The 19,194-nt window shown below is 69.6% G+C and carries 18 protein-coding genes; 9 read left to right on the top strand and 9 right to left on the bottom strand.

Going from position 1 to position 19,194, the window contains the following annotated elements:
• Positions 1-23 precede the first annotated feature (23 nt).
• On the bottom strand, positions 24-980 hold the full coding sequence (locus OG584_RS34010; protein ID WP_405783592.1) for a DUF1731 domain-containing protein: 957 nt from the start codon (positions 978-980) through the stop codon (positions 24-26).
• Between the two features lie 132 nt (positions 981-1,112).
• Complete coding sequence (locus tag OG584_RS34015) at positions 1,113-1,682, bottom strand: PadR family transcriptional regulator (RefSeq protein WP_405783593.1); 570 nt, start codon at positions 1,680-1,682, stop codon at positions 1,113-1,115.
• Positions 1,683-1,768: 86 nt separating this feature from the next.
• Here OG584_RS34015 and OG584_RS34020 point away from each other — a divergent pair, with 86 nt between their 5' ends.
• Entirely contained in the window at positions 1,769-2,197 is a 429-nt protein-coding gene (locus OG584_RS34020) for a nuclear transport factor 2 family protein (protein WP_405783595.1), read from the top strand.
• A gap of 71 nt (positions 2,198-2,268) precedes the next feature.
• Complete coding sequence (locus tag OG584_RS34025; protein WP_405783597.1) at positions 2,269-2,799, top strand: SRPBCC family protein; 531 nt, start codon at positions 2,269-2,271, stop codon at positions 2,797-2,799.
• 322 nt (positions 2,800-3,121) lie between these two features.
• Here the strand turns inward: OG584_RS34025 and OG584_RS34030 are convergent, their stop codons facing one another.
• Positions 3,122-3,532, bottom strand: coding sequence for an MFS transporter (locus OG584_RS34030; protein ID WP_405783598.1), 411 nt, complete (start codon positions 3,530-3,532; stop codon positions 3,122-3,124).
• A 355-nt stretch (positions 3,533-3,887) separates the two neighbouring features.
• Between OG584_RS34030 and OG584_RS34035 the strand changes: the two genes are divergently transcribed.
• On the top strand, positions 3,888-4,871 hold the full coding sequence (locus OG584_RS34035) for a hypothetical protein (protein WP_405783599.1): 984 nt from the start codon (positions 3,888-3,890) through the stop codon (positions 4,869-4,871).
• 253 nt (positions 4,872-5,124) lie between these two features.
• Here the strand turns inward: OG584_RS34035 and OG584_RS34040 are convergent, their stop codons facing one another.
• Together OG584_RS34040 and OG584_RS34045 are read right to left on the bottom strand one after the other, a co-directional pair.
• On the bottom strand, positions 5,125-6,342 hold the full coding sequence (locus tag OG584_RS34040) for an MFS transporter (RefSeq protein ID WP_405783601.1): 1,218 nt from the start codon (positions 6,340-6,342) through the stop codon (positions 5,125-5,127).
• A gap of 117 nt (positions 6,343-6,459) precedes the next feature.
• Positions 6,460-6,870 (bottom strand): carboxymuconolactone decarboxylase family protein, encoded by a 411-nt coding sequence (locus OG584_RS34045; protein WP_405784431.1) that lies wholly within the window; start codon positions 6,868-6,870, stop codon positions 6,460-6,462.
• 73 nt (positions 6,871-6,943) lie between these two features.
• Here OG584_RS34045 and OG584_RS34050 point away from each other — a divergent pair, with 73 nt between their 5' ends.
• Complete coding sequence (locus tag OG584_RS34050) at positions 6,944-8,380, top strand: PLP-dependent aminotransferase family protein (RefSeq protein WP_405783602.1); 1,437 nt, start codon at positions 6,944-6,946, stop codon at positions 8,378-8,380.
• 382 nt (positions 8,381-8,762) lie between these two features.
• Here OG584_RS34050 and OG584_RS34055 read toward each other — a convergent pair whose 3' ends face one another.
• A complete protein-coding gene (locus OG584_RS34055; protein ID WP_405783604.1) occupies positions 8,763-9,365 on the bottom strand; it encodes a transglycosylase SLT domain-containing protein in 603 nt (200 codons plus the stop codon).
• Between the two features lie 514 nt (positions 9,366-9,879).
• Positions 9,880-10,716: an IclR family transcriptional regulator gene (locus OG584_RS34060; protein WP_405783606.1), complete on the bottom strand. Its 837-nt coding sequence runs from the start codon at positions 10,714-10,716 to the stop codon at positions 9,880-9,882.
• Between the two features lie 75 nt (positions 10,717-10,791).
• Between OG584_RS34060 and OG584_RS34065 the strand changes: the two genes are divergently transcribed.
• Together OG584_RS34065 and OG584_RS34070 are read left to right on the top strand one after the other, a co-directional pair.
• On the top strand, positions 10,792-11,742 hold the full coding sequence (locus OG584_RS34065; RefSeq protein WP_405783608.1) for an amidohydrolase family protein: 951 nt from the start codon (positions 10,792-10,794) through the stop codon (positions 11,740-11,742).
• Positions 11,743-11,906: 164 nt separating this feature from the next.
• Positions 11,907-13,352 (top strand): amidohydrolase family protein, encoded by a 1,446-nt coding sequence (locus OG584_RS34070; RefSeq protein ID WP_405783610.1) that lies wholly within the window; start codon positions 11,907-11,909, stop codon positions 13,350-13,352.
• Between the two features lie 66 nt (positions 13,353-13,418).
• On the opposite strand, the gene OG584_RS34075 is transcribed toward OG584_RS34070, so the two are convergent.
• Positions 13,419-14,420 (bottom strand): DUF998 domain-containing protein, encoded by a 1,002-nt coding sequence (locus OG584_RS34075; protein ID WP_405783611.1) that lies wholly within the window; start codon positions 14,418-14,420, stop codon positions 13,419-13,421.
• Between the two features lie 336 nt (positions 14,421-14,756).
• Complete coding sequence (locus OG584_RS34080) at positions 14,757-15,290, bottom strand: EF-hand domain-containing protein (RefSeq protein WP_405783613.1); 534 nt, start codon at positions 15,288-15,290, stop codon at positions 14,757-14,759.
• Positions 15,291-15,804: 514 nt separating this feature from the next.
• On the opposite strand from OG584_RS34080, the gene OG584_RS34085 reads away from it, so the two are divergent.
• Genes OG584_RS34085 through OG584_RS34095 form a run of 3 tightly spaced genes read left to right on the top strand, consistent with a single transcriptional unit; the run spans position 15,805 to position 19,102 of the window.
• Complete coding sequence (locus OG584_RS34085) at positions 15,805-16,581, top strand: (5-formylfuran-3-yl)methyl phosphate synthase (RefSeq protein ID WP_405783614.1); 777 nt, start codon at positions 15,805-15,807, stop codon at positions 16,579-16,581.
• 8 nt (positions 16,582-16,589) lie between these two features.
• Positions 16,590-18,002, top strand: coding sequence for an aldehyde dehydrogenase family protein (locus tag OG584_RS34090; RefSeq protein WP_405783616.1), 1,413 nt, complete (start codon positions 16,590-16,592; stop codon positions 18,000-18,002).
• Positions 17,999-19,102: an NAD(P)-dependent alcohol dehydrogenase gene (locus OG584_RS34095; RefSeq protein WP_405783617.1), complete on the top strand. Its 1,104-nt coding sequence runs from the start codon at positions 17,999-18,001 to the stop codon at positions 19,100-19,102. Before OG584_RS34090 ends, OG584_RS34095 begins: the two co-directional genes overlap by 4 nt.
• Positions 19,103-19,194 lie beyond the last annotated feature (92 nt).

The following is a 19,194-nucleotide window of genomic DNA, read 5'->3' on the forward strand; positions in this document are numbered from 1 at the left end:
CACTCCTGCCACTGCCGTTCGCCTCACCCGGTGAGGCCGGGGCCGCCGCGTACCCGCCGTACGAGATCCCCGGCGGCCCCCGGCCACTGAGGGTGTTCGAAAGCGAAACCGGCCCCGAGCAGACGGCCCGGGACGACGCGGCGGCTCTTCAGCAGGAGTTCGGTGTCCGAGCGCAGCGCGAACGCGCCGATCTCCGCCATCCATCGCGTCGCGGGCAGCCCCACCGGGACACCCCACGCGGCGCGCAGCGCGCGCATGAAGGCACGCTGCGGCACAGGAACAGGCGCCGCGAGGTTCACCGGCCCGGCGAAGTCGTCCCGGTGGGCCAGGAATTCGACTGCACGGACGAAATCACGGTCGTGGATCCAGGATATGTACTGTGCGCCGCCCGCGACCGGGCCACCGAGCCCGAGCCGGGCCAGCCGCAGCAGGACATCGAAGACGCCCCCGCGGTCGGGACTCATCACCATGGCTGAGCGCAGGGCGATCTTGCGGGTGTGCGGGGTCCGGGTGCGCTCCTGCGCCCGCTCCCAGTTCCTGGCGATCTCGACGCTGTACGCCCAGTAACCCGGGACGCCGGGTTCCGTGCCGCCGAGCAGGCCGGTCGCCTCGTCGTTGGGCGCGTCGAAACGGTGAGCGTAGACGGTGGCCGTGCTCATCTGCAGCCAGACCCTGGGTGGCCGAGCGGCGGCTGCGATCGCCTCACCCACGACCTCGGCCGAGTGCACGCGGGAATCCATCATGGCCCGCAGGTTGGTCGGGGTGTAGCGGCAGCTGACGCTCCGTCCGGCCAGGTTGATCACGAGGTCGCTGCCGTCGATCACCTCGGCCCAGGGGCCCAGGGTCTCGCCGTCCCACCCCACTTCGCGCTCGCGTGCCGGCCGTCTCGTCAGGACGACGACCTCATGGCCCGCAGCGGTCAGCGCGCGGTTCAAGACGGTGCCCACCTGCCCGGTTCCCCCGGGCATCACTACCTTCACTGGTCCCCCTCAGGTTCGGGGCCAGCTTAACGCAGAAAATTGAACGTGTTTAAAAATCGGCCGGGATGGTCGGCGGGCACCCCAGCGGCATGAGTTGCGGCGAGTGATGGGGTGTCCGGCTGATGCGGGTGTTCAGCGTTGCCCGTGAGGTGTTTGCCTTTCCCGCAGTACGGCCGATGTCCGCAGGCACCAGTCCCGGTTGCCCTGCTCGAAGGCCAGGCCGCGCAGGCAGGTCAGATACGGGCCGATCCGCTCGCCGCGGCGCAGGAACTCCTCCTCGTCGGAGTCGCCGCGCATCTGCCGCAGCAGCTTGCCGAAGAGCTCGACTCTGGCCCCGGCTGCGCGCGCCCGCTCTTCGAGCTGTCCGATCACCGGGGCGGTGGCGGTGTGGTCGGCGGCCTGGACCTTGACGAGCAGGTCGTCGCGGATGAACGAGGGCTTCGAGCCGACCGCGGCGAACCTCTCCAGTTCAGCGAGACCGGCGTCGGTGACCTTGAACAGGCGCTTGTTGGGCCGGGTTTCCTGCACCACTTGCCGACCGGAGATCAGTCCGTCCTTCTCCAGTCCGGTCAGTTCGGCGTACAGCTGCTGGGGCAGTGCGTACCAGAAGTTGGCGACGCCGACGTCGAACGCCTTGGCCAGCTGGTATCCGCTGTACTCGCCGTCCAGTAGTGCCGCCAGTACGGCATGCCGCAAAGCCATCGAAGGAACCCCTTCCCTTTTTCCGTCCGCCATCGCATCATACTCAAGAAAATGACTAATCATATATTTGAGTAACAGGAGGGGTCATGGAGACCGCCGAGCGCTTCCGCGCCGCCGTGGAACAGAGCGACCTCGCAGCGCTGGAGGACCTGTTCGCAGAGGATGTCCGCCTCTACAGTCCGGTGAAGTTCACTCCCTTCGAGGGCAGGCCCATGGTGCTGGGGCTCTTCGGTGTCCTGCTGCGCACCTTCGAGGACTTCCGTTACATCGGAGACCTCGAAGGTGCGGCCGAGACCAGCGCGGGCGAAGAGGCCGCGTCGCGGATCCTCCTCTTCCGCGCCACGGTGAACGGCAGGGAGGTCCACGGCATCGACCTCCTCCAGTTCGACGAGGTGGGACGGATAAAGGAGTTCACCGTGATGGTCCGCCCGCAGTCCGCGGTGCACGCACTCGGTGAGGCGGTACTCGCCGGCCTGGTCGCCGACGGCCTCGCTCCCCGCCCCGGCGACCACTGAAGGCGGCCCGTCCACCTGCCCGTCGACAGCAACTACGCTGGTCCGAAACACCAGTTCGGAAAGGTTGAGCGATGAGACTTGCCGATGGCCCCCAGGTGGAGTGCGAGATCGGGATAAGCGCGGCACAAGAGCACGTGTGGGGCCTGGCCTCGGACATCGCCACTTCCGCCCGGCACAGCCCCGAGCTGCAGGAAGTCGAGTGGCTCGACGGGGCCAGCGGGCCGGCCGTCGGCGCGTGCTTCGCCGGCCGCAATCGCAATGCCGGCCTGGGGGAGTGGCGCACCCGCAGCCGGATCACCCGGATCGAGGAGCACCGCACCTTTCAGTGGGAGGTCGTCCATGACGATGACCGGTGCGACCACGGTCCCCTGGCCGTATGGACCTTCACACTGCAGCCGCTTCCGGACGAGAACGGCACCTGTTTGCGGCACGGTATGCGGCTGGGTGACACCCCCGGACCGCTGCAGCAGGCCGTCGCCCGCTACCCCGACAGGGAAGAGCAGATCATCGACGGCCGGCTGGCTATGCTCCGCGACGGTATCGAGGCGACGCTGGCCGGTGTGAAGGCGGACGCGGAGGGGCAAGGGCGCCGGGGGCGCTGAACACCCCGGGACGACGGTGGCCAGGAACCCCCTCGACTCGACGCGGTCGGCGAAGTCGGCCCGGTCGTTGAGGACCCAGGAGATGTGCTTGTGCTCCGAAGCAGGTGGAGGCCAGTGCGCGGGCGAGGGGGTCAGGGGCAGCCCGGCGCGTATACGCGATGCCGTCCGCATCCCGGACCTGTGGGCCGGGGTGCGGACGCGGGGGAGGTACGGGGATCGGCGGTGCTTCGCAGGACGGTTGGGCGGTGCGGACGAAGTGGGCCGCCGTACGGCCTGCTCAGGCGCCGCCGGACGCTGCTTCGCCGCGGCGGGGCAGCAGCAGTTACGTCGCCGCGGCGGTGACCAGCAGCATCACCCCGCTGATCACGAGGTTCAGATGCAGGCCGCCGAGGAATGCGGTGCGGTCGGTGATCAGGGCACCGAAGGCGGCCACTGCCAGGCAACTGCCGACCTGGCGGAAGGTGTTGAGCAGGGCGGCGGCCGTGCCGGCGCGGGCGCCGTCAATGTTCTCCAGCAGCGCCGCGGTCAGTGATGGCACCGCGAGACCGCCGCCCAGTCCGACCGGGACCAGCAGCAGAACCGGGACCCACAGGGAGGTGTGGGAGCCGGTCAGGAGCAGCAGGAGGGCGCCGGTTCCCATGAGGAGCTGGCCCACCGCCATGGGGAGACGGGCGCCGGTGCGGGCGGCGATCTTGACCCCGATCAGGTTGACGGCGGAGATCAGGGCGCACATGGGGATAAACATTGCCCCCGCACTGCTGGCCGCGCAGCTGCTGGAAGTACATGCCCAGCAGGAAGATGACTCCGTGGAGATGGCGGGCAGTGCGACGTTGACGAATGAGGCGTCGAGCGTGTCTGCCGGAGGTGGGGCCGTCGCTTGTGACGTGAGTGCGGGGTGGCCGGTCCGTGTGATCCGGAGCCTCCGGCCGGGCGCCCCCGGTTGGCGGCCGGACCATACGGCATGCCCATCGGCCGCCACCGCCGGAACGGCAACCGGACAAAGATGTCCGTTCCGATTGACTCCGCGTCCTGTCATGAGCATGGTTTCTGCGTACTCCTCGCCCCCCACCCCTGAGAGGAAGCACCCAGTGAGACGCCTGAAATCCACGGCAGCCGCGCTCGGCGCCACAACCGTTCTGATCCTGGCCTGTGGTCTCGGCAATGCCACCGCCAACGCCGCGGCGCCCGCCCGCAATCAGACCGGCGCCGCGCGGCAACAGGCCGCCGACGTCTGCACGTCCACGGCGGCGGACTCCGGCCGTACGGTCCACGGGGCGCTCTCCCGCGACCAGGTTCACCACCAGCTCTCCGCCCTGACCGGGCCCCATCGCGCGGCCCGTGGCTACCCCGCATCCGGGATAGCCGGCAAAGGCCCATTGGGGGACGGTACTTCGGGCCGCGGGCTGCTGACGGACATACACCCGGCCCAGGGCACCTCCTTCAAGGAGATCAACGGCAGTGACGGCTCCTGCGCCACCCAGTCCGTGTCCACCCAGCTGAACATCCAGGACGGCTCCACCACCATCTACACCCCCACGATGTACCCGGCCGGCGGCTCGTGCATCGAGCTGGTCACCGTATACACCTCGGCCGGCCCTTCGGTCTCGGCCTGGGACTGGTGCGACAGTGTCACCTTCGAGGCATCGGTTCCCATCGACAGTGCCTTTATGAACACCTACACGGACGGCACCTCCAGCGCGTACACCGGCCGTGTCATCAAGACCGACGCCGCCGCCAACTCCTGGACGGCGGCGCTTTACAACTACCGGACGGGCGCCTGGGACACCCTCTTCACCCAGTCCGGCCAGAACCAGTCGGGCCGCAACACCGGTTGGGACATCAACGAGCTGTACTCCCAGGTCGGCAGCTCCGGCCAGTCCTATGCCTGCGACGCCATGGCGGGGCAGACCTTCGAGTCCAGCAACATAACGGTCCGTATCAACGGAAGCTGGACCCCCGCGGCGCCGGACAACTCCGACACCACCTACGACTCCCCTGCGAGCTCCTTCTACTGCCCCGACCGCACCTACCAGATGGTCAGCGCGTACGACCACTGGAAGGCGGTCGGCTGACGGACGGCCGCACGCCGGGTCCCCTTACGAGACACCGGTTCCAGCCCGTAGGTAGTGTTCCGCTCCTCGGGCCGGACGGAATCGGTGCCGCTGGATCCGCCTTCCGCGGGGTGGGGGCATTGCCGTCAGGCCACTGCCCCGCGGTCGGAGTGCCCCGGCTGTTCGTCCGCCGCGGCCTGTTCGCGCCCTCAACGGCCAGGACCACAGCCCCTCTTCACGCCGCGCGGCAGAACTCTCCAGGCAGCATCTGTGATCAGTGCGCCTGATCGATCGTGACGGGCCCGGCGCCGGAGGTGTTCCGGCCGGGGCTGCCGACGACCAGCAGGGTGAGGAGGGCGAGCGCTGCACCGATCCACAGCACGCTGGTGGTGGCGATGCCGTCGACGGCCAGGCCGCCGAAGAGGGCACCGAGCGCGATGGACAGGTTGAAGGTGGAGACGTACAGGGACGAGGCGGCCTCGGCATCGCCGGACGCCTTGTCCAGGATCCAGGTCTGGAACGTCACCGGCACGGCCCCGTAGCCCAGGCCCCACAGCGCGAGGACCGCGGCCGCCGATCCGGTGCTGTTGTCCAGGACTGCCAGCAGTGTCATGGCCACGGTCAGGACCACAGTGATGCCCAGGACAACGGCCCGCAGCCGTCGGACGATCAGCGCCCCGGCCAGGAAATTGCCGCAGATACCGGCTACGCCGAAGGCCAGCAGCAGCACTCCGATCAGGCCGTCGTCGACGCCGTCGCCCTGCAGGACGGGCCGTACGAACGTGTAAGCCAGGAAGTGACCGGTGATCACCAGGAAGGTCATGGCGATACCGGCCCGCACACCGGCGTTGCCCTTGAAGACCCTGGGCAGGTCACCGAAGCGGATGGTCCGCTCCGCCGGGACCTTCGGCATCAGGGCGACCGTGCAGACCAGGGCAACCAGGCCAAGTGCGCCGACGGCGGCGAACGCCGTCCGCCAGCCGCTGAGATCGCCGATGAACGTACCCGCGGGCACACCCAGGACGGAGGCGGCCTGGACACCGCCGAAGACCACGGCCGTGGCGCGGGCGACATGCTTCTCCGGTACCAGCCGCAGCGCGATGCTCCCGGCGATCGACCAGAATCCGCCGACGCCGATCCCGATCAGGAACCGGGCCGTCAGCACAACGCCGAAGCCGGACGCGGAGGCCGAGACGAGATTGGCTGTGCCCACCAGGCCGATCAGCACAGCCAGCACCAGGCGCCGATCGAAGCGCGCGGTGGCCACGGTGACCACGGGAGCAAAGACGGCGGCGACCAGTCCTGGCACCGTCACCATGAGCCCCGCCGTGCCCTCGGACACATCCAGCGACGAACCGACCGGAGTGAGCAGTCCCACCGGCAGCAGCTCGGAAGTCATCAGCGAGAAGATGCCCAGGGTCACCGCCAGGACCGCGAGCCAGCCCCTGACGGGCGAGCGGGTGTCGGACACCAGTGATTCGGCGCTGGTCATGGCTCCATCAACTCTCCGTGAGAAATACGGGTACGGCACCGGTTGCCGACGGGCGGCGGCCCGTCCGGGCCGCCGCCCCGTACAGGAGTCAGTGAGGCGCACCCGTCCGGCGCCGGGTCACTTGCCGGTGGTGACGTTCATCCGGTTCCACGCGTTGGCCGTGAAGATCAGCGCGATCAGCTGCGCGAGCTCCTGCTCCCCGAAGTGCTGGGCGGCTGCCGCGTACACCTCGTCCGATACGCCCGCGGGCAGCAGGGTGACCGCCTCGGTCAGGGCAAGCGCCGCACGCTCCTCGGCGGTGAAGAGACTTGAGCCCTCCCAGGCGCCGACCTGGTGGATCCGCTCCTCGCTCTCCCCTGCCGCACGTGCATCGCGGGTGTGGTAATCGAGGCAGTACGTACAGTGGTTGATCTGCGAAGCGCGAATCTGCACCAGTTCGAGGAGCACGGAGTCAAGGCCCTCACGGGCAGCGGCGTCCAGGGCGAGGACGGCCTTGAACACTTTGGGGGCCACAGCGGAGAAGTCCATGCGGGCGGAGACCTGAGAAGTCGTCATGCCCCGACCCTAGAAGCGGAATCGGCTTCGATTATGGTGCATTTCCATGGCGAAAACATGGGTCAATCCAGGGGAGGGGCCGGAGGACCCCCAGCAGCGCGGCTCGGGCGCCGACCTCCACCTGGAACTCACCGGCGAGGGAAGTCTCCGTACGCGGCTGATGCACGCCCTGCGCGAGGCGATCCGCTCGGGCCGGCTGGCCCCCGGCACCCGGTTGCCGCCCTACCGCACCCTCGCGCACGACCTCGGCATTGCCCGCAACACCGTCTCCGGTGCGTACACAGAGCTCGTCGAGGAGGGCTGGCTGGCGGCAAGGCAGGGCTCCGGCACCCGGGTGGCACGCCGAGCCGCTCCGCTCCAGCCCGACCGTTCACGCCGCCCGCCCCGGCAGACCGGCCGCCGACCGGCCCACGACCTGCAGCCCAGTTCACCGGACGCAGCCGCCTTCCCGCGCACCGCCTGGCTCACCTCGGCCCGGCGCGCCCTGGCCGCGGCGCCCAACGACGCGTTCGGGGTGGGCGATCCGCGCGGCCGTCCGGAGCTGCGCCACGCCCTGGCCGAGTATCTGGCGCGGGCGCGCGGTGTACGTGCCCGCCCCGGACAGATCCTCATCTGCGCCGGCTTCGCCCACGGACTGCGGCTGCTGGGCGAAGTGCTGAGCGGCCGGACCGCGGTGGAGTCGTACGGGCTGGACTTCCACCGGGGGATCCTCACGGAAGCAGGGCTGCAGACCGTCCCGCTGACCGTCGACGCCCACGGAGCGCGGATCGAGGAGCTGCCCGACACCGGCGCCGGGTCCGTCCTGCTCACACCGGCGCACCAGTTCCCCACGGGCGGCCCACTGCACCCGCGGCGGCGGGCGGCGGTCATCGACTGGGCCCGCTCCACCGGCGGGCTGCTGCTGGAGGACGACTACGATGGCGAGTTCCGCTACGACCGGCAGCCGGTGGGCGCCGTCCAGGGCCTGGACCCCGAACGCGTCGTCTATCTCGGCTCGACCAGCAAGAGTCTGTCACCGGCGCTGCGGCTGGGCTGGATGGTGCTGCCCGGATGGCTCGTCGACGACGTTCTGGGGGCCAAGGGTTCCCGCGAGATGTGGTCGGGCGTGGTGGACCAGCTCACCCTCGCGGATTTCATCACCTGCGGCGCCTATGACCGCCATCTGCGACGTATGCGGCAGAACTACCGGCGCCGCAGGGATCTGCTGACGCGCATGCTCGCCGAGCGGGCCCCGCACATTCGCGTGAGCGGCATCGCGGCGGGTCTGCACGCCGTCCTCGAACTGCCCGCGCACACCGAGGACACCGCTGTGCGAGCTGCCCGCCGTCAGGGCCTGGCTCTCGAAGGACTTCGCCGCTACCGCCACCCCGACAGCACCATGCCGCCGCGCGACGGTCTGGTCCTCGGCTACGGGACACCCCCGGACCATACCTTCGCCGCGGCCCTTGAGGCGCTGTGCCCGGCGCTGCCGCAGGCGCCGTAACGCCCGGCTACCGTACGGGTCCTTGCACTGTGCCCGCCCGGGTGGCGTGGTCCGGCACCGCGTCTCGCGGCGTTGCCGGAGAGCCCAAGCAGCTCCGCTGCTTGGGCTCTCCGGCTGCTCCCACCCACGTTGAGGATCACCACCTGGAGCCACGCGCAGACTGCTCAGATTCAGTGACTCTTCGCGACCGTTCCCCAGAATTTGGGTGTTCGTGCACGGTCGCGGTGGGGCGGGAAATGGGTGAGGGGCTGGGACGGGTTCATGGATGGACCTGTTCCAGCCCCTCGCCTGGACCTGAGTCCTGCCGTTCCCGGGGGTTCGGCCGTCCCACGGACTCAGGTGGTCTGTGGGGGTGCGTGCGGGTGTGTGATGGTCCGCGTTGTCAGTAGGCGGAGTTGACGTTGTCCATCGAGCCGTATTTGTCGGCGGCGTAGTTGGCCGCGGCGACGATGTTGGCGACGGGGTCGGTGAGGCTGTCCTTGGTGCCCTTGACGTGGTAGGTGTCGAAGGTGGGCTGGATGACCTGGAGGAGTCCCTTGGAGGGGATGCCGTTCTGGGCGTTGACGTCCCAGTTGTTCTGGGCGTGGGGGTTGCCGCTGGACTCGCGCATGATGTTGCGGTGCAGGCCCTCGTAGCTGCCGGGGATGTGCTTGGCCTTCATGATGGCCAGTGATTCCTTGATCCAGCCGTCGAGGTTGTTGCCGTACTTGGTGCTCTTGACGATCTCGGCGACGGGGTCGGCGTGTATGGCGCTCGGTGCCTTCTTCGCCGTGGTGTGCTGGGCGGCCTTTTCGGCGTGGTGGGCCTGCTTGGCGACCTGGGCGGTGGTGACGGCGGCGGCCGAGACGGGCGCATTGGCGGTGGGCTCGGCGGCGTGGGCGGGGTGCGGGGCCAGGGACAGGGCGCAGGCGGCGGCGCCGGCGGCGGCGATGCCGGCCACGGAGGACTTGCGGAGACTCAGGGTGCGGCGGGTGGTGACAGTCATGGGTGTGTACCTCTCCAGTGGGGGACGTCGTGGGGAGGCCGACTGGGGGGTCGGCGACACGGGTGGGGCGCTGGGGCCGTGGTTCGTGTCGTGGGGCCGGTGTCTGGATGACGGGCGGTGTGTTCCGCCCGGTCCGGCGCTCGGCTCCCCGGTACGTCAAACACCTTGCGAGAGGGACCCGGTCGAAGGCAATTGTGTGACCTACGACGATATTTAGTTACAAACCGGACAGGCGGGATGTGAGGCCCGCAACGAGGGGGGAAAGTCCTGCCGTGGCCTACTAGGTGCCGTCCTGTGTGACGTGGCCCCTATGCCTGGGCTCACATATCACCGACTCCCGCACCCCGGATTCTCACTCCGCGTCACCCCTCGTACACAGCAGAACACTCCCGCCACCCCGCCACACAAACGGACGGAGGGACGGTGCCATGCACGGGGCGCGCCGTGGTGAGGCGGTCGTGGGCCTACCGCTGGAGGCGGTCCCGTCTGCTGTGGCGCCGCCTGCGTGCTGGTCTCACCGAGCGTTGCGACTGTTGTCGGGATACGCCGCTCGCCGGCCTTCCTCCTCCAGCCGCCGGGAGATCGCGCGGGCGGTAGCCCGCACGGCGGGCCCGTAGCCCGCGTCAGCGAAGCCTGTACTGGGCGCCACGACCGACAGGGCCGCCACCACCTCGTTCCCGTCCCGCACCGGCGCGGCGACGGTATTCAGCCGCCAGGGGTGACTCTGCCTGCCGAAAGCGTGGTCACCACGCCGTACCTCCGCGAGCATGCGGCGCAGGTCGGCAGGTGTGTGGATGTCTTCATGGCCCTTTCCGGGTTCGTAAGAGGCGATGGCCTGGTCCTGGACGGCCGACGGCGCGAAGGCGAGCAGCACCAGTCCGACGCCGGTGGACGTCAGCGGGAGGCGGCCTCCGACGCGGTACTGCACGGGGCTGGCGTCGAGTGCCGAAAGCCGTTCGACGAGTACTGCCTCGTGCTGTTCGCGTACGCCGAGCAGCACGTGCTGGCGCGTGACATGGAAGAGGTCTTCCATATAGGGCATGGCCACGGACCGTAGTCCGTGACCGCGCGGGGCCAGGGACGCGGTCTCCAGCAGTCGCAGTCCCACGACGTAGCGACCGTCGTCAAGACGCTCCAGCGCACCCACGTGGACGAGGGACCGCGCGAGCCGCAGAGCGCTGCTGCGGGGGGTGCCGCTGCGCTCCGCGAGTTCGGCGAGCGTCTGAGCGCGATGGTCGCTGTCGAACGCACTGAGCAGCGCGAACGCACGATCGATGACGGGCTGCCCCTCGGCAGGCTTCCCTCCGCGCCTTGGTGGGTCGCCGCTGTCGGGAATCCCTGTTTCATTCATTGGCATCGTGCATGCCAGCTTACGGCTCCCTTCCTACGCTCGTTCAGGTACGCATCCGCCTCGGAGGGAGCCCATATGACCCCGGCAGGTCTGATCGATGTCCACGCCCATTTCGTTACCGACAGCTATGTCGCCGCAGCTCGGTCCGCCGGGATCGAACACCCCGACGGGATGCCCGGATGGCCCGCGTGGAGCGTCGAGCGGCATCTTGATCTGATGGGGCGCTCAGGGATCGAGAAGTCCTACGTGTCCATCTCCTCGCCGGGCGTGCACTTCGGTGACGACGTCGCGGCCCGTTCCCTGGCGCGCGAGGTCAACGAATTCGGAGCCCGCGTCCGCAGCGAGTATCCGCGGCGTTTCGGCCACTTCGCGTCCCTGCCCCTGCCCGACGTCGAGGGATCGCTCACCGAAGCCGCCCACGCCATCGACGTGCTCGGTGCGGACGGGGTGACTGTGGAGACCAACCACCACGGGATCTACCTCGGCGACCCGCGGTTCGAACCGCTGTGGGAGGACCTCGATCGCCGCGGTGCCCTCGTCTTCGTCCACCCCACGTCACCGCCCCATGCCGACGAAATGTCACTGGGCCGGCCGCGGCCGATGCTGGAGTTCCTCTTCGACACCGCCCGCACAGCGAGCGACCTGCTCCTGCGCGGCGTCCTCGCCCGTCATCCGCGGATTCGCTGGGTGCTGACCCACGGTGGGGGAGCGCTGCCGCTGCTCGCCGACCGTATGGACATGTTCAGAGCAGTCGTGGGTGGCAGCCTCAGGGACGCGCCCAGCGCCGTGGAGCAGCTCGGCCGTCTCTGGTACGACATGGCCGGGACGCCCTTCCCGCGCCAGGTTCCGGCCATCGACGCCGCGTTCGGCACCGACCGGCTCCTGTACGGCAGCGACTACTGCTGGACACCTGAGGGAGTGGCGCTCGCCCAGGTCGCGTCCGTCGACTCGGCGGCGCCGCCTTCTGCCACCGACACCTGGCGGGACCTCACCACCCGTAATGCGCGACGGCTGTTCGCCGTGTGATGGCCCCGGAAGCACCGGGTGAAGGACGGGGCGCAGTGGGGCGGGTGCAGGACCCCGGCCGGTGCTCTCGCTGAATGAATCAAGCCCTGGAATGGGCAATGGGATGCAGACGAATGTGCGGTCCGCGCACAAGGGCGGACGGCGTGACTACCCACGGGAGACACATGAGCAGGTACGTCGAACCCTCTTCGGTCAGCGGACGCGTGGTGGTGCAGGACGTCACCGTGGTCGACCCGCTGAACGGAACTCGCACACCCGGCCAGGACGTGAGGGTCGAAGGGGACCGGATCATCTCCGTGACGGCGACCGGTGGCCCGGCCGCGGGCGCGCAGGTGGTGGAGGGCCGAGGACAATTCGTTGTCCCGGCATTCATGGACATGCACATGCACGCTCTGAACACCCCGGGGGACGTCGACGGAACCTATGCTCTGATGCTCGCCAACGGTGTCGTCGGTTTCCGCCAGATGTCGGGCAGCCGGGCGCTGCTGAAGTCCCGCCGCGAGGGCACGCTGCCCCGGCCGAACGGTGCGCCGGCCCTGAAAGCAACCGCTGGTGACCTGCTGACCCCGCTGAACGCCGGCACGATCGCCGGCGCGGTGCGGGCCGTGCGGGAACAACACCGGGACGGTGCCGACTTCGTCAAGGCGGGCATGACGACCCGGGAGACTTTCCTGGCTGCCCTCGAGGAGGCGAATCGGCTCGGCATCCGGCTGGGCGGCCACCTGCCGGCCGACCTCGATCCCCGGGAAGCCGCGCGCGGCGGTGCGTGGTCGATCGAGCACCTGGGTCCGGGTGTCACGGTGTTCGCCGCCGCGTCATCCCGGGAGGCCGAGGTGCGTGCCGGGAACGCAACCCGGAAGCTCCCACCGATTCCCAAGGTCAAGGTGCCCGGTGCAGACAGGCTGGTGATGAAGCTGGTCAAGCGCATGGCCGTGAACCCGGCGACCGGCACGTCCGAACTTGAAGCCCATTCCTACAACCTCGCCGACAGCTCGTACGACCAGCAGAAGGCCGAGGAACTGGCGGACTTGTTCACTGAACACACCACCTGGCAGTGCCCGACCCTGATCCGGGTCCACACCCAGCAGTTCGGCGACTCGCCCGAACACACCGAAGACCCGAGGCGCCGCTACATGGCTCCCGAGGAATTGCGCGCCTGGGACAGGTCGGCGAAGAAGTTCGCCAGGCTTCCCGACGCCACCCGCGACGCCCTGCACAGTCACTGGGCCGCGCAGTTGCGGATGACCAAGACCTTCGCAGACGCCGGAGTCCCGATGGTCGCCGGTACCGACGCGTGCGGGGCCGCAGGAATCATCCCCGGATTCTCCCTCCACGACGAGTTCGACTACCTTGCTGAGGCCGGGCTCGACCCACTGACCATCCTGCGGATGACAACGACCGAGCCGGCCCGGTTCCTGGGCGAGGAAGGGGATTTCGGCCGGGTCGCCCCCGGAATGCCCGCAGACCTGGTGCTCCTGGACGACGACCCGCTGGAGGACCACACCGCCCTGCGCAGGATCACAGGCGTGATGCGGGATGGTTCCTGGTGGTCCCGCGCCGACCTCGACGCCATCCTGGACCGCATCGCCGCCGAGCCGGGCGCCCACTGACGCACTCAGGTCAGCACGCTTCCGGCGGCGCCCTCCGGCTCTTTCCCGGCACTCGCCGGAACGGGCTCAGACTACTGGTGGGCGGGCTGTCGCGGCGCTGGGCTGCCCGCCGGCCCGGCTCCGCCCGTACGCGCGCACCCGTCGGCCGGCGAGGTACAGCAGCGAGACGGCGGCGACGGCGAGAACGACATGCCCCATCAGGTTGACGGTGCCGTCGGAGCCGGTGTCGGGGGTCTGACCGAAGCCGGTCCACACATACGTCAGGGTGGCGCCGGCGGCGAGCGCGAACACGTGCGGCAGTCCCCAACCGGGCCTCCGTGACCAGGATATCCCGAGGGCCAGAGCCGCGGCCGCAATGGCGAGCGCCGCCGCCACGCCCCACCAGCTCGGCTGCAGCACCAGCATGAAGCCGCTCGTCAGCAGGAACGCCACCGTGCTCGCGAGCAGGGGGCGGGGTGCACCGCGAGTTGCTCGGCCGGGCACCGGCCGGCGGACCCGGAACGCGACGGCTCCCAGCAGGACCACCGTCGCTGCTGTACCGGCCAGGCGTGGCCAGGGGGCCATGAAATGGCTGTCGTCGTAGCTGCCCCAGCCGGTGATGACGGCGCCGAGGGCGAAGAGCGCCACGGTCACGGACAGGCCGGCGGGGCCCAGCCAGGGCTCCCGCGCCCGGTCCGGGACCAGCGCCTCCACGAGCGCGATCGGCACCGTGATGCTCCACACGGCGTGCACGGCCAGCACCGAGAGCAGTCCGTACCCGCCGATACCCAGGACCGGCACGTGCGTCACTGAGACCATGTCGTAGTTGCCGGAGTAGTGCCCGTTGAACAGCATCTGGTCCAGGAGCCCCTCCTCCACCAGTGCGTACGCCGCGCCCAGCAGCAGGATCGAACACCAGCCCCGTCGGGCGCGCCGAACGGTTTCACGGATCAGCAGGCACCCGCCGCCGTACAGCAGCGCCTGCATGGGCAGCAGCCACAGCATGTCGACCGAGGTCGCACCGAGCAACAGCTCCCCGACCACCGGCGAAAGGAAGAACAGCCCCACGGCAGGCATCGCGTGTCTCATGCCATCCGACGCTACGAGTGGTCTGCCCGGTGACGCATCCGCCGACCGGTTGGAGTGGTGTGACGAAAGTCGGGGCCGGACAGGGTGGTGTCGGCCGACCGGCTGGAGTGGTGCGACGAAAGTTGTGGCCGGGGGCCAAGATCCGGTCGTACGAGAGCCGAGGCAATCGTCGCCGGAGTCACCGGACCGCCGCCCGGGTCAGGGAATCCGGCCTGGCGCCAGCCGGCAGTGAGCCCGCCCGCCCCGGTACGGGCCGGTGCCTGGCGGCCCGCCGCGGAGGGGCTGGGCCTGGCGGCCTGTCGCGTATGAGACGGGCCGCCAGGCTGACGGGGTGTGTCAGGTTGCCGGGGAGGGTGTCAGGAGGTCTGCGGGGATGCCGCCTTTGTCGGGCGCGTAGAAGTTTTTGATCTCGGCTTCCCAGACATCCACCCTGACCCGGTCGGTGTCGTCGGGCTCGAAGGCGTCGAAGAGGGCGTGGATGTTCGGCAGGTCGAAGCCGACGCCCCTCATCATGGCGGTGAATACCGGGCGGGTGACGGTACCACTGCCGTCCAGGTCGCCCAGGTGTGCGAAGCCGGCTGCGAACTCATCGGCTGCTGCGCTGAAGCGCTCCGGTGAGAGGACACACGCCTGGTATTCGTCGTAGGTGATCCTGCCGTCGTGGTTGGTGTCGAGTTCACGGGCCAGTGTGTTCCAGTAGCTCGTGAATCCGGCCCGCATGGCTTGCGTGCGTTTGTTGTCGGCTCCGGGCACGGCCGCGGCGACCCGGCTGCTCATCAGATGGAAGTCGTCGGATTCCAGGACGCCGTTGCCGTCGGCGTCGAACAGGGTGAACACGAGTTTGATCCGGTTGACCGCTTCGATCCGCATGGGCTCTCACCTTTCGTCCAGCACTGGAGACGGAGGGGCCGTGCGATGCAGGGCGCTCCGTACGGTGCGCGACAGCCCGGCATCGCACGGGTGGGCTGCCCGCAGTTGCGGCGGACACCCGCCCGGGGCGGAGAGCCGCTGTCTGCGTAGGGCCCGGTCGCCCGGCTGTCGCGCTGTCACTATGCGGGCTGCGGAATCCGGTGCTCCGAGGGAAGCCGGCTGTTCAGCAGAAAGAATGAATACGGTGCCGCTCCGGCATGAAATCCGCCCGGACTGCCGCCTGTCCGCCCGGCCTGGCGGCTGCCGGTCCTGTGCGCATGGACTCGTACCTGCTCCGGGTGGCTGCCGCGCAGTGCGGGAGTTGGTGAGATCCGGCGTGCACGGCGCACCGGGCACGCTGTGGCAGTACCCGTCGGGTCTCCGCACGCCCTACCGGTGTTCACGGGCCGCGGCAATGATGAGCGGACCGTGAGGGATCCAGGCGAAGCCGCGTCTGCTTGCCGGCCGGGCCGGCATGTGGTGGAAGGAGTCCACGTTGTTGCTTCTCATCTCACCGGACGGTGTCGAGGAGGCTCTCGACTGTGTGAAGGCAGCGGAGTATCTCGACATCGTCGATGTCAAGAAGCCCGACGAGGGCTCGCTCGGCGCGAACTACCCCTGGGTCATCAGGGAGATCCGTGAGGCGGTCCCGGCTGACAAGCCGGTGTCCGCCACCGTGGGAGACGTGCCGTACAAACCCGGCACGGTGGCCCAGGCGGCACTTGGTGCGGCTGTCTCAGGAGCCACATACATCAAGGTCGGTCTCTACGGGTGTACGACGCCCGGCCAGGCCGTCGAAGTGATGCGGGGGGTCGTGCGAGCGGTGAAGGAGTACCGGCCGGATGCTTTCGTCGTCGCGTCCGGTTATGCCGACGCCCACCGGATCGGCTGCGTCAACCCGCTCGCCCTGCCCGACATCGCCCTTCGCTCGGGCGCCGACGCGGCCATGCTCGACACCGCGGTCAAGGACGGGACACGGCTGTTCGACCACGTATCCCCGGAGGTCTGTGCGGAGTTCGTCGGCCGGGCTCACGAAGCCGGGCTGCTGGCCGCTCTCGCGGGCAGCGTGAAGGTGGCAGACCTTGCCGCACTCACCCGTATCGGCACGGACATCGTGGGGGTGCGCGGCGCGGTCTGCGAGGGCGGTGACCGCGACGCCGGAAGGATCCAGCCGCAGTTGGTGGCAGCCTTCCGGGCGGAGATGGACCGCCACGCCCGGGAACATACGGCTGCCGTCCCCACCGCGGGCTGACCGCCGGCATGGCGACACATCAGCCGCGCCGGGTGCCGAAACCCACTGGGGCCTCGTTCACCGTCACCGACCCGGCGACCGGCGAGGCCTTCGACGAGGCTCCCGACCAGCAGGGTGATGAGCTAGACACCGTGATCGGCCGGGCCCATGAGGCCTGGCGCGGCTGGCGGACCGACCCCGAGACCCGTACCACCGCGCTGCTCGCGGCAGGCGACGCCGTGGAGGCGGCCGGCGCGGACATGGCGGTGCTGCTCACCCGTGAACAGGGCAAACCGCTTGCCGAGTCGTACGCGGAGGTCGCCCGCACCGCGGCACGCCTGCGCTACTACGCCCAGCTGGGCGTTCCCGGGCCCCAGCCGATCACGGACGGCCGACCGGTACGAAGCGAGATCCGCTGGCGGTCGCTTGGACCCGTCGCTGCGATCGTCCCCTGGAACTTTCCCCTCCAGATCGCGTCGGCGAAGCTGGCGCCTGCGCTCGCCGCGGGCAACACGATGGTCCTCAAGCCCTCCCCGTTCACGCCCCTGGCCACACGGCTGCTGGGATCTGTCCTTTCCGCAGCTCTGCCCGAGGACGTGCTGACGGTCGTCACCGGCCATGAGAGCCTCGGTGCCCGTCTGGCATCCCATCCGGGGATCCGCCATGTGACCTTCACCGGTTCGGTTTCCACCGGGCGGGCCGTCGCGCGGGGCGCGGCGTCCTCACTTGCCCGCGTCACGCTGGAGCTGGGTGGCAACGACGCGGCCATCCTGCTTGAGGACGTGGATGTGGAGCGGATCGCGGACCGGCTGTTCTGGGCGGCGTTCCGTAACTGCGGGCAGGTCTGTATGGCGGTCAAGCGCCTCTATGCCCCGGCCCGGCTCTACGACCAGGTGGTCGAGGCACTGGCGCAGCGCGCGAAGAGCGCCGTCGTGGGGGCGGGCCTCGCACCGGGCACCGAGCTCGGGCCGGTCAGCAACGTCCCCCAGCTGGCCCGGATCGAGCGCTGCACGTCTCGCGCTCTGGCGGACGGTGCTCGTGCCGCGGCCGGTGGCCACCGGCTGGCGCGGCCGGGCTATTTCTTCGCCCCGACGATCCTGGCCGATGTCCCGCCGGCCAGTGCGGTGGTGACGCAGGAGCAGTTCGGGCCCGTCCTGCCGGTCATGGCGTACGGGAGCCTCGATGAAGCCGTCGTGGCCGCCAACGACACCGGCTTCGGGCTGGGCGGCTCGGTATGGGGGACCGACCTCGATGAGGCCGCGGCTGTGGCGGACCGGCTGGAGTGCGGGACGGCATGGGTCAACCACCACGGCGAACTGTCCCTTGCCCAGCCCTTCGCGGGCATCAAGGACAGCGGTGTCGGTGTCGCGGGCGGGCCATGGGGCCTTCAGGGGAACCTCAGACCATTTGTCGTGCACCGTCCCGAGGAGGGGAGACGATGAGGTTCGGTGCGGCGCTGCTGCGCTCCCGCGAGAGCCCGTTCACCGTCGAGGAGGTGAACCTGGAATCAGGTCCGGCCGACGGTGAGGTCCTGGTCAGGATCGCGGGGTGCGGAATGTGCCGGACCGATCTCGCCGTTCGCCGCCCGGCGGGCCGCTCACCGCTGCCGGCGGTGCTCGGCCATGAGGGTGCCGGGGTCGTGGTGGAGACGGGCGGCCCGCACACCGGTCTGAGCATCGGTGACCATGTCGTGCTGAGCTTCGACTCCTGCGGCCGCTGCCGTAACTGCCTGAATGCGGCCCCCGCCTACTGCGACTTCTTCGCCTCTCTGAACCTCTTCGCAGGGCGCGAGGAGAACAGCGGGCGGTTCACCGACGCGGCAGGCGGCGCACTGGCCCCCCGGTGGTTCGGCCAGTCCTCGTTCGCCGAGTACGCACTGGTCCCTGCCCGTAACGCCGTACGGGTCGACCCGGAGCTGCCCATCGAACTGCTGGGACCGCTGGGCTGCGGGTTCCTCACCGGCGCCGGAGCGGTCTTCAACTCGTTCGGCGCCCGGCCCGGCGAGAGCATCGCGGTCTTCGGCGCGGGAGCGGTGGGCCTGGCCGCGGTGATGGCGGCCACCTCCTGCGCGGTGGTGACCGTGGCGATCGACCGCCACCACGGGCGGCTGGCACTCGCCGAACGGTTCGGCGCGATCCCGCTGCACGCCGAGTCACCCTCCCTGCCGGCCCGTATCCGGCAACTGACCGACGGCGGCGCCCACTACGCCCTCGACACCACGGCCTGCGCCCAGCTGATCAACGACGCGCTGCGAGCCCTTCGCCCGACCGGTCACCTGGGCCTGGTGGCACGGTTGCACACCACGCTGCCCCTGCAGGCGGGGGCACTGGAAGGTGGCAGGAGAATCTCCCACATCTGTGAGGGGGACGCAGTGCCGGGACTGCTGATTCCGCGGCTGACCGGGCTGTGGCAGGCCGGGCGGTTCCCCTTCGACGAACTTGTCCGTACGTATCCGCTCGCCGACATCAACGAGGCCGAACGCGACTGCGAAGCGGGCCGCGTGGTCAAACCCGTCTTGATCCCACAAGGGAGGAGCCGATGAGCGAGGCACGCGACGCCGCACACCCGCCGGCCGCATTCCAGCCGACCGGCACCGGCCGGCCGTCACCTGACGGCGCGTCTCCGGAGACCGCC

This window comes from Streptomyces sp. NBC_00859 (assembly GCF_045161865.1).
Classification (GTDB): Bacteria; Actinomycetota; Actinomycetes; order Streptomycetales; family Streptomycetaceae; genus Streptomyces.

Coding starts and splice junctions, on each gene's coding strand:
- OG584_RS34015 (WP_405783593.1), bottom strand. CDS start 1,682: ATGGCTTTGCGGCATGCCGTACTGGCGGCACTACTGGACGGCGAGTAC.
- OG584_RS34020 (WP_405783595.1), top strand. CDS start 1,769: ATGGAGACCGCCGAGCGCTTCCGCGCCGCCGTGGAACAGAGCGACCTC.
- OG584_RS34025 (WP_405783597.1), top strand. CDS start 2,269: ATGAGACTTGCCGATGGCCCCCAGGTGGAGTGCGAGATCGGGATAAGC.
- OG584_RS34030 (WP_405783598.1), bottom strand. CDS start 3,532: ATGTGCGCCCTGATCTCCGCCGTCAACCTGATCGGGGTCAAGATCGCC.
- OG584_RS34040 (WP_405783601.1), bottom strand. CDS start 6,342: ATGACCAGCGCCGAATCACTGGTGTCCGACACCCGCTCGCCCGTCAGG.
- OG584_RS34045 (WP_405784431.1), bottom strand. CDS start 6,870: ATGGACTTCTCCGCTGTGGCCCCCAAAGTGTTCAAGGCCGTCCTCGCC.
- OG584_RS34050 (WP_405783602.1), top strand. CDS start 6,944: ATGGCGAAAACATGGGTCAATCCAGGGGAGGGGCCGGAGGACCCCCAG.
- OG584_RS34055 (WP_405783604.1), bottom strand. CDS start 9,365: ATGACTGTCACCACCCGCCGCACCCTGAGTCTCCGCAAGTCCTCCGTG.
- OG584_RS34060 (WP_405783606.1), bottom strand. CDS start 10,716: ATGAATGAAACAGGGATTCCCGACAGCGGCGACCCACCAAGGCGCGGA.
- OG584_RS34065 (WP_405783608.1), top strand. CDS start 10,792: ATGACCCCGGCAGGTCTGATCGATGTCCACGCCCATTTCGTTACCGAC.
- OG584_RS34070 (WP_405783610.1), top strand. CDS start 11,907: ATGAGCAGGTACGTCGAACCCTCTTCGGTCAGCGGACGCGTGGTGGTG.
- OG584_RS34075 (WP_405783611.1), bottom strand. CDS start 14,420: ATGAGACACGCGATGCCTGCCGTGGGGCTGTTCTTCCTTTCGCCGGTG.
- OG584_RS34080 (WP_405783613.1), bottom strand. CDS start 15,290: ATGCGGATCGAAGCGGTCAACCGGATCAAACTCGTGTTCACCCTGTTC.
- OG584_RS34085 (WP_405783614.1), top strand. CDS start 15,805: ATGTGGTGGAAGGAGTCCACGTTGTTGCTTCTCATCTCACCGGACGGT.
- OG584_RS34090 (WP_405783616.1), top strand. CDS start 16,590: ATGGCGACACATCAGCCGCGCCGGGTGCCGAAACCCACTGGGGCCTCG.
- OG584_RS34095 (WP_405783617.1), top strand. CDS start 17,999: ATGAGGTTCGGTGCGGCGCTGCTGCGCTCCCGCGAGAGCCCGTTCACC.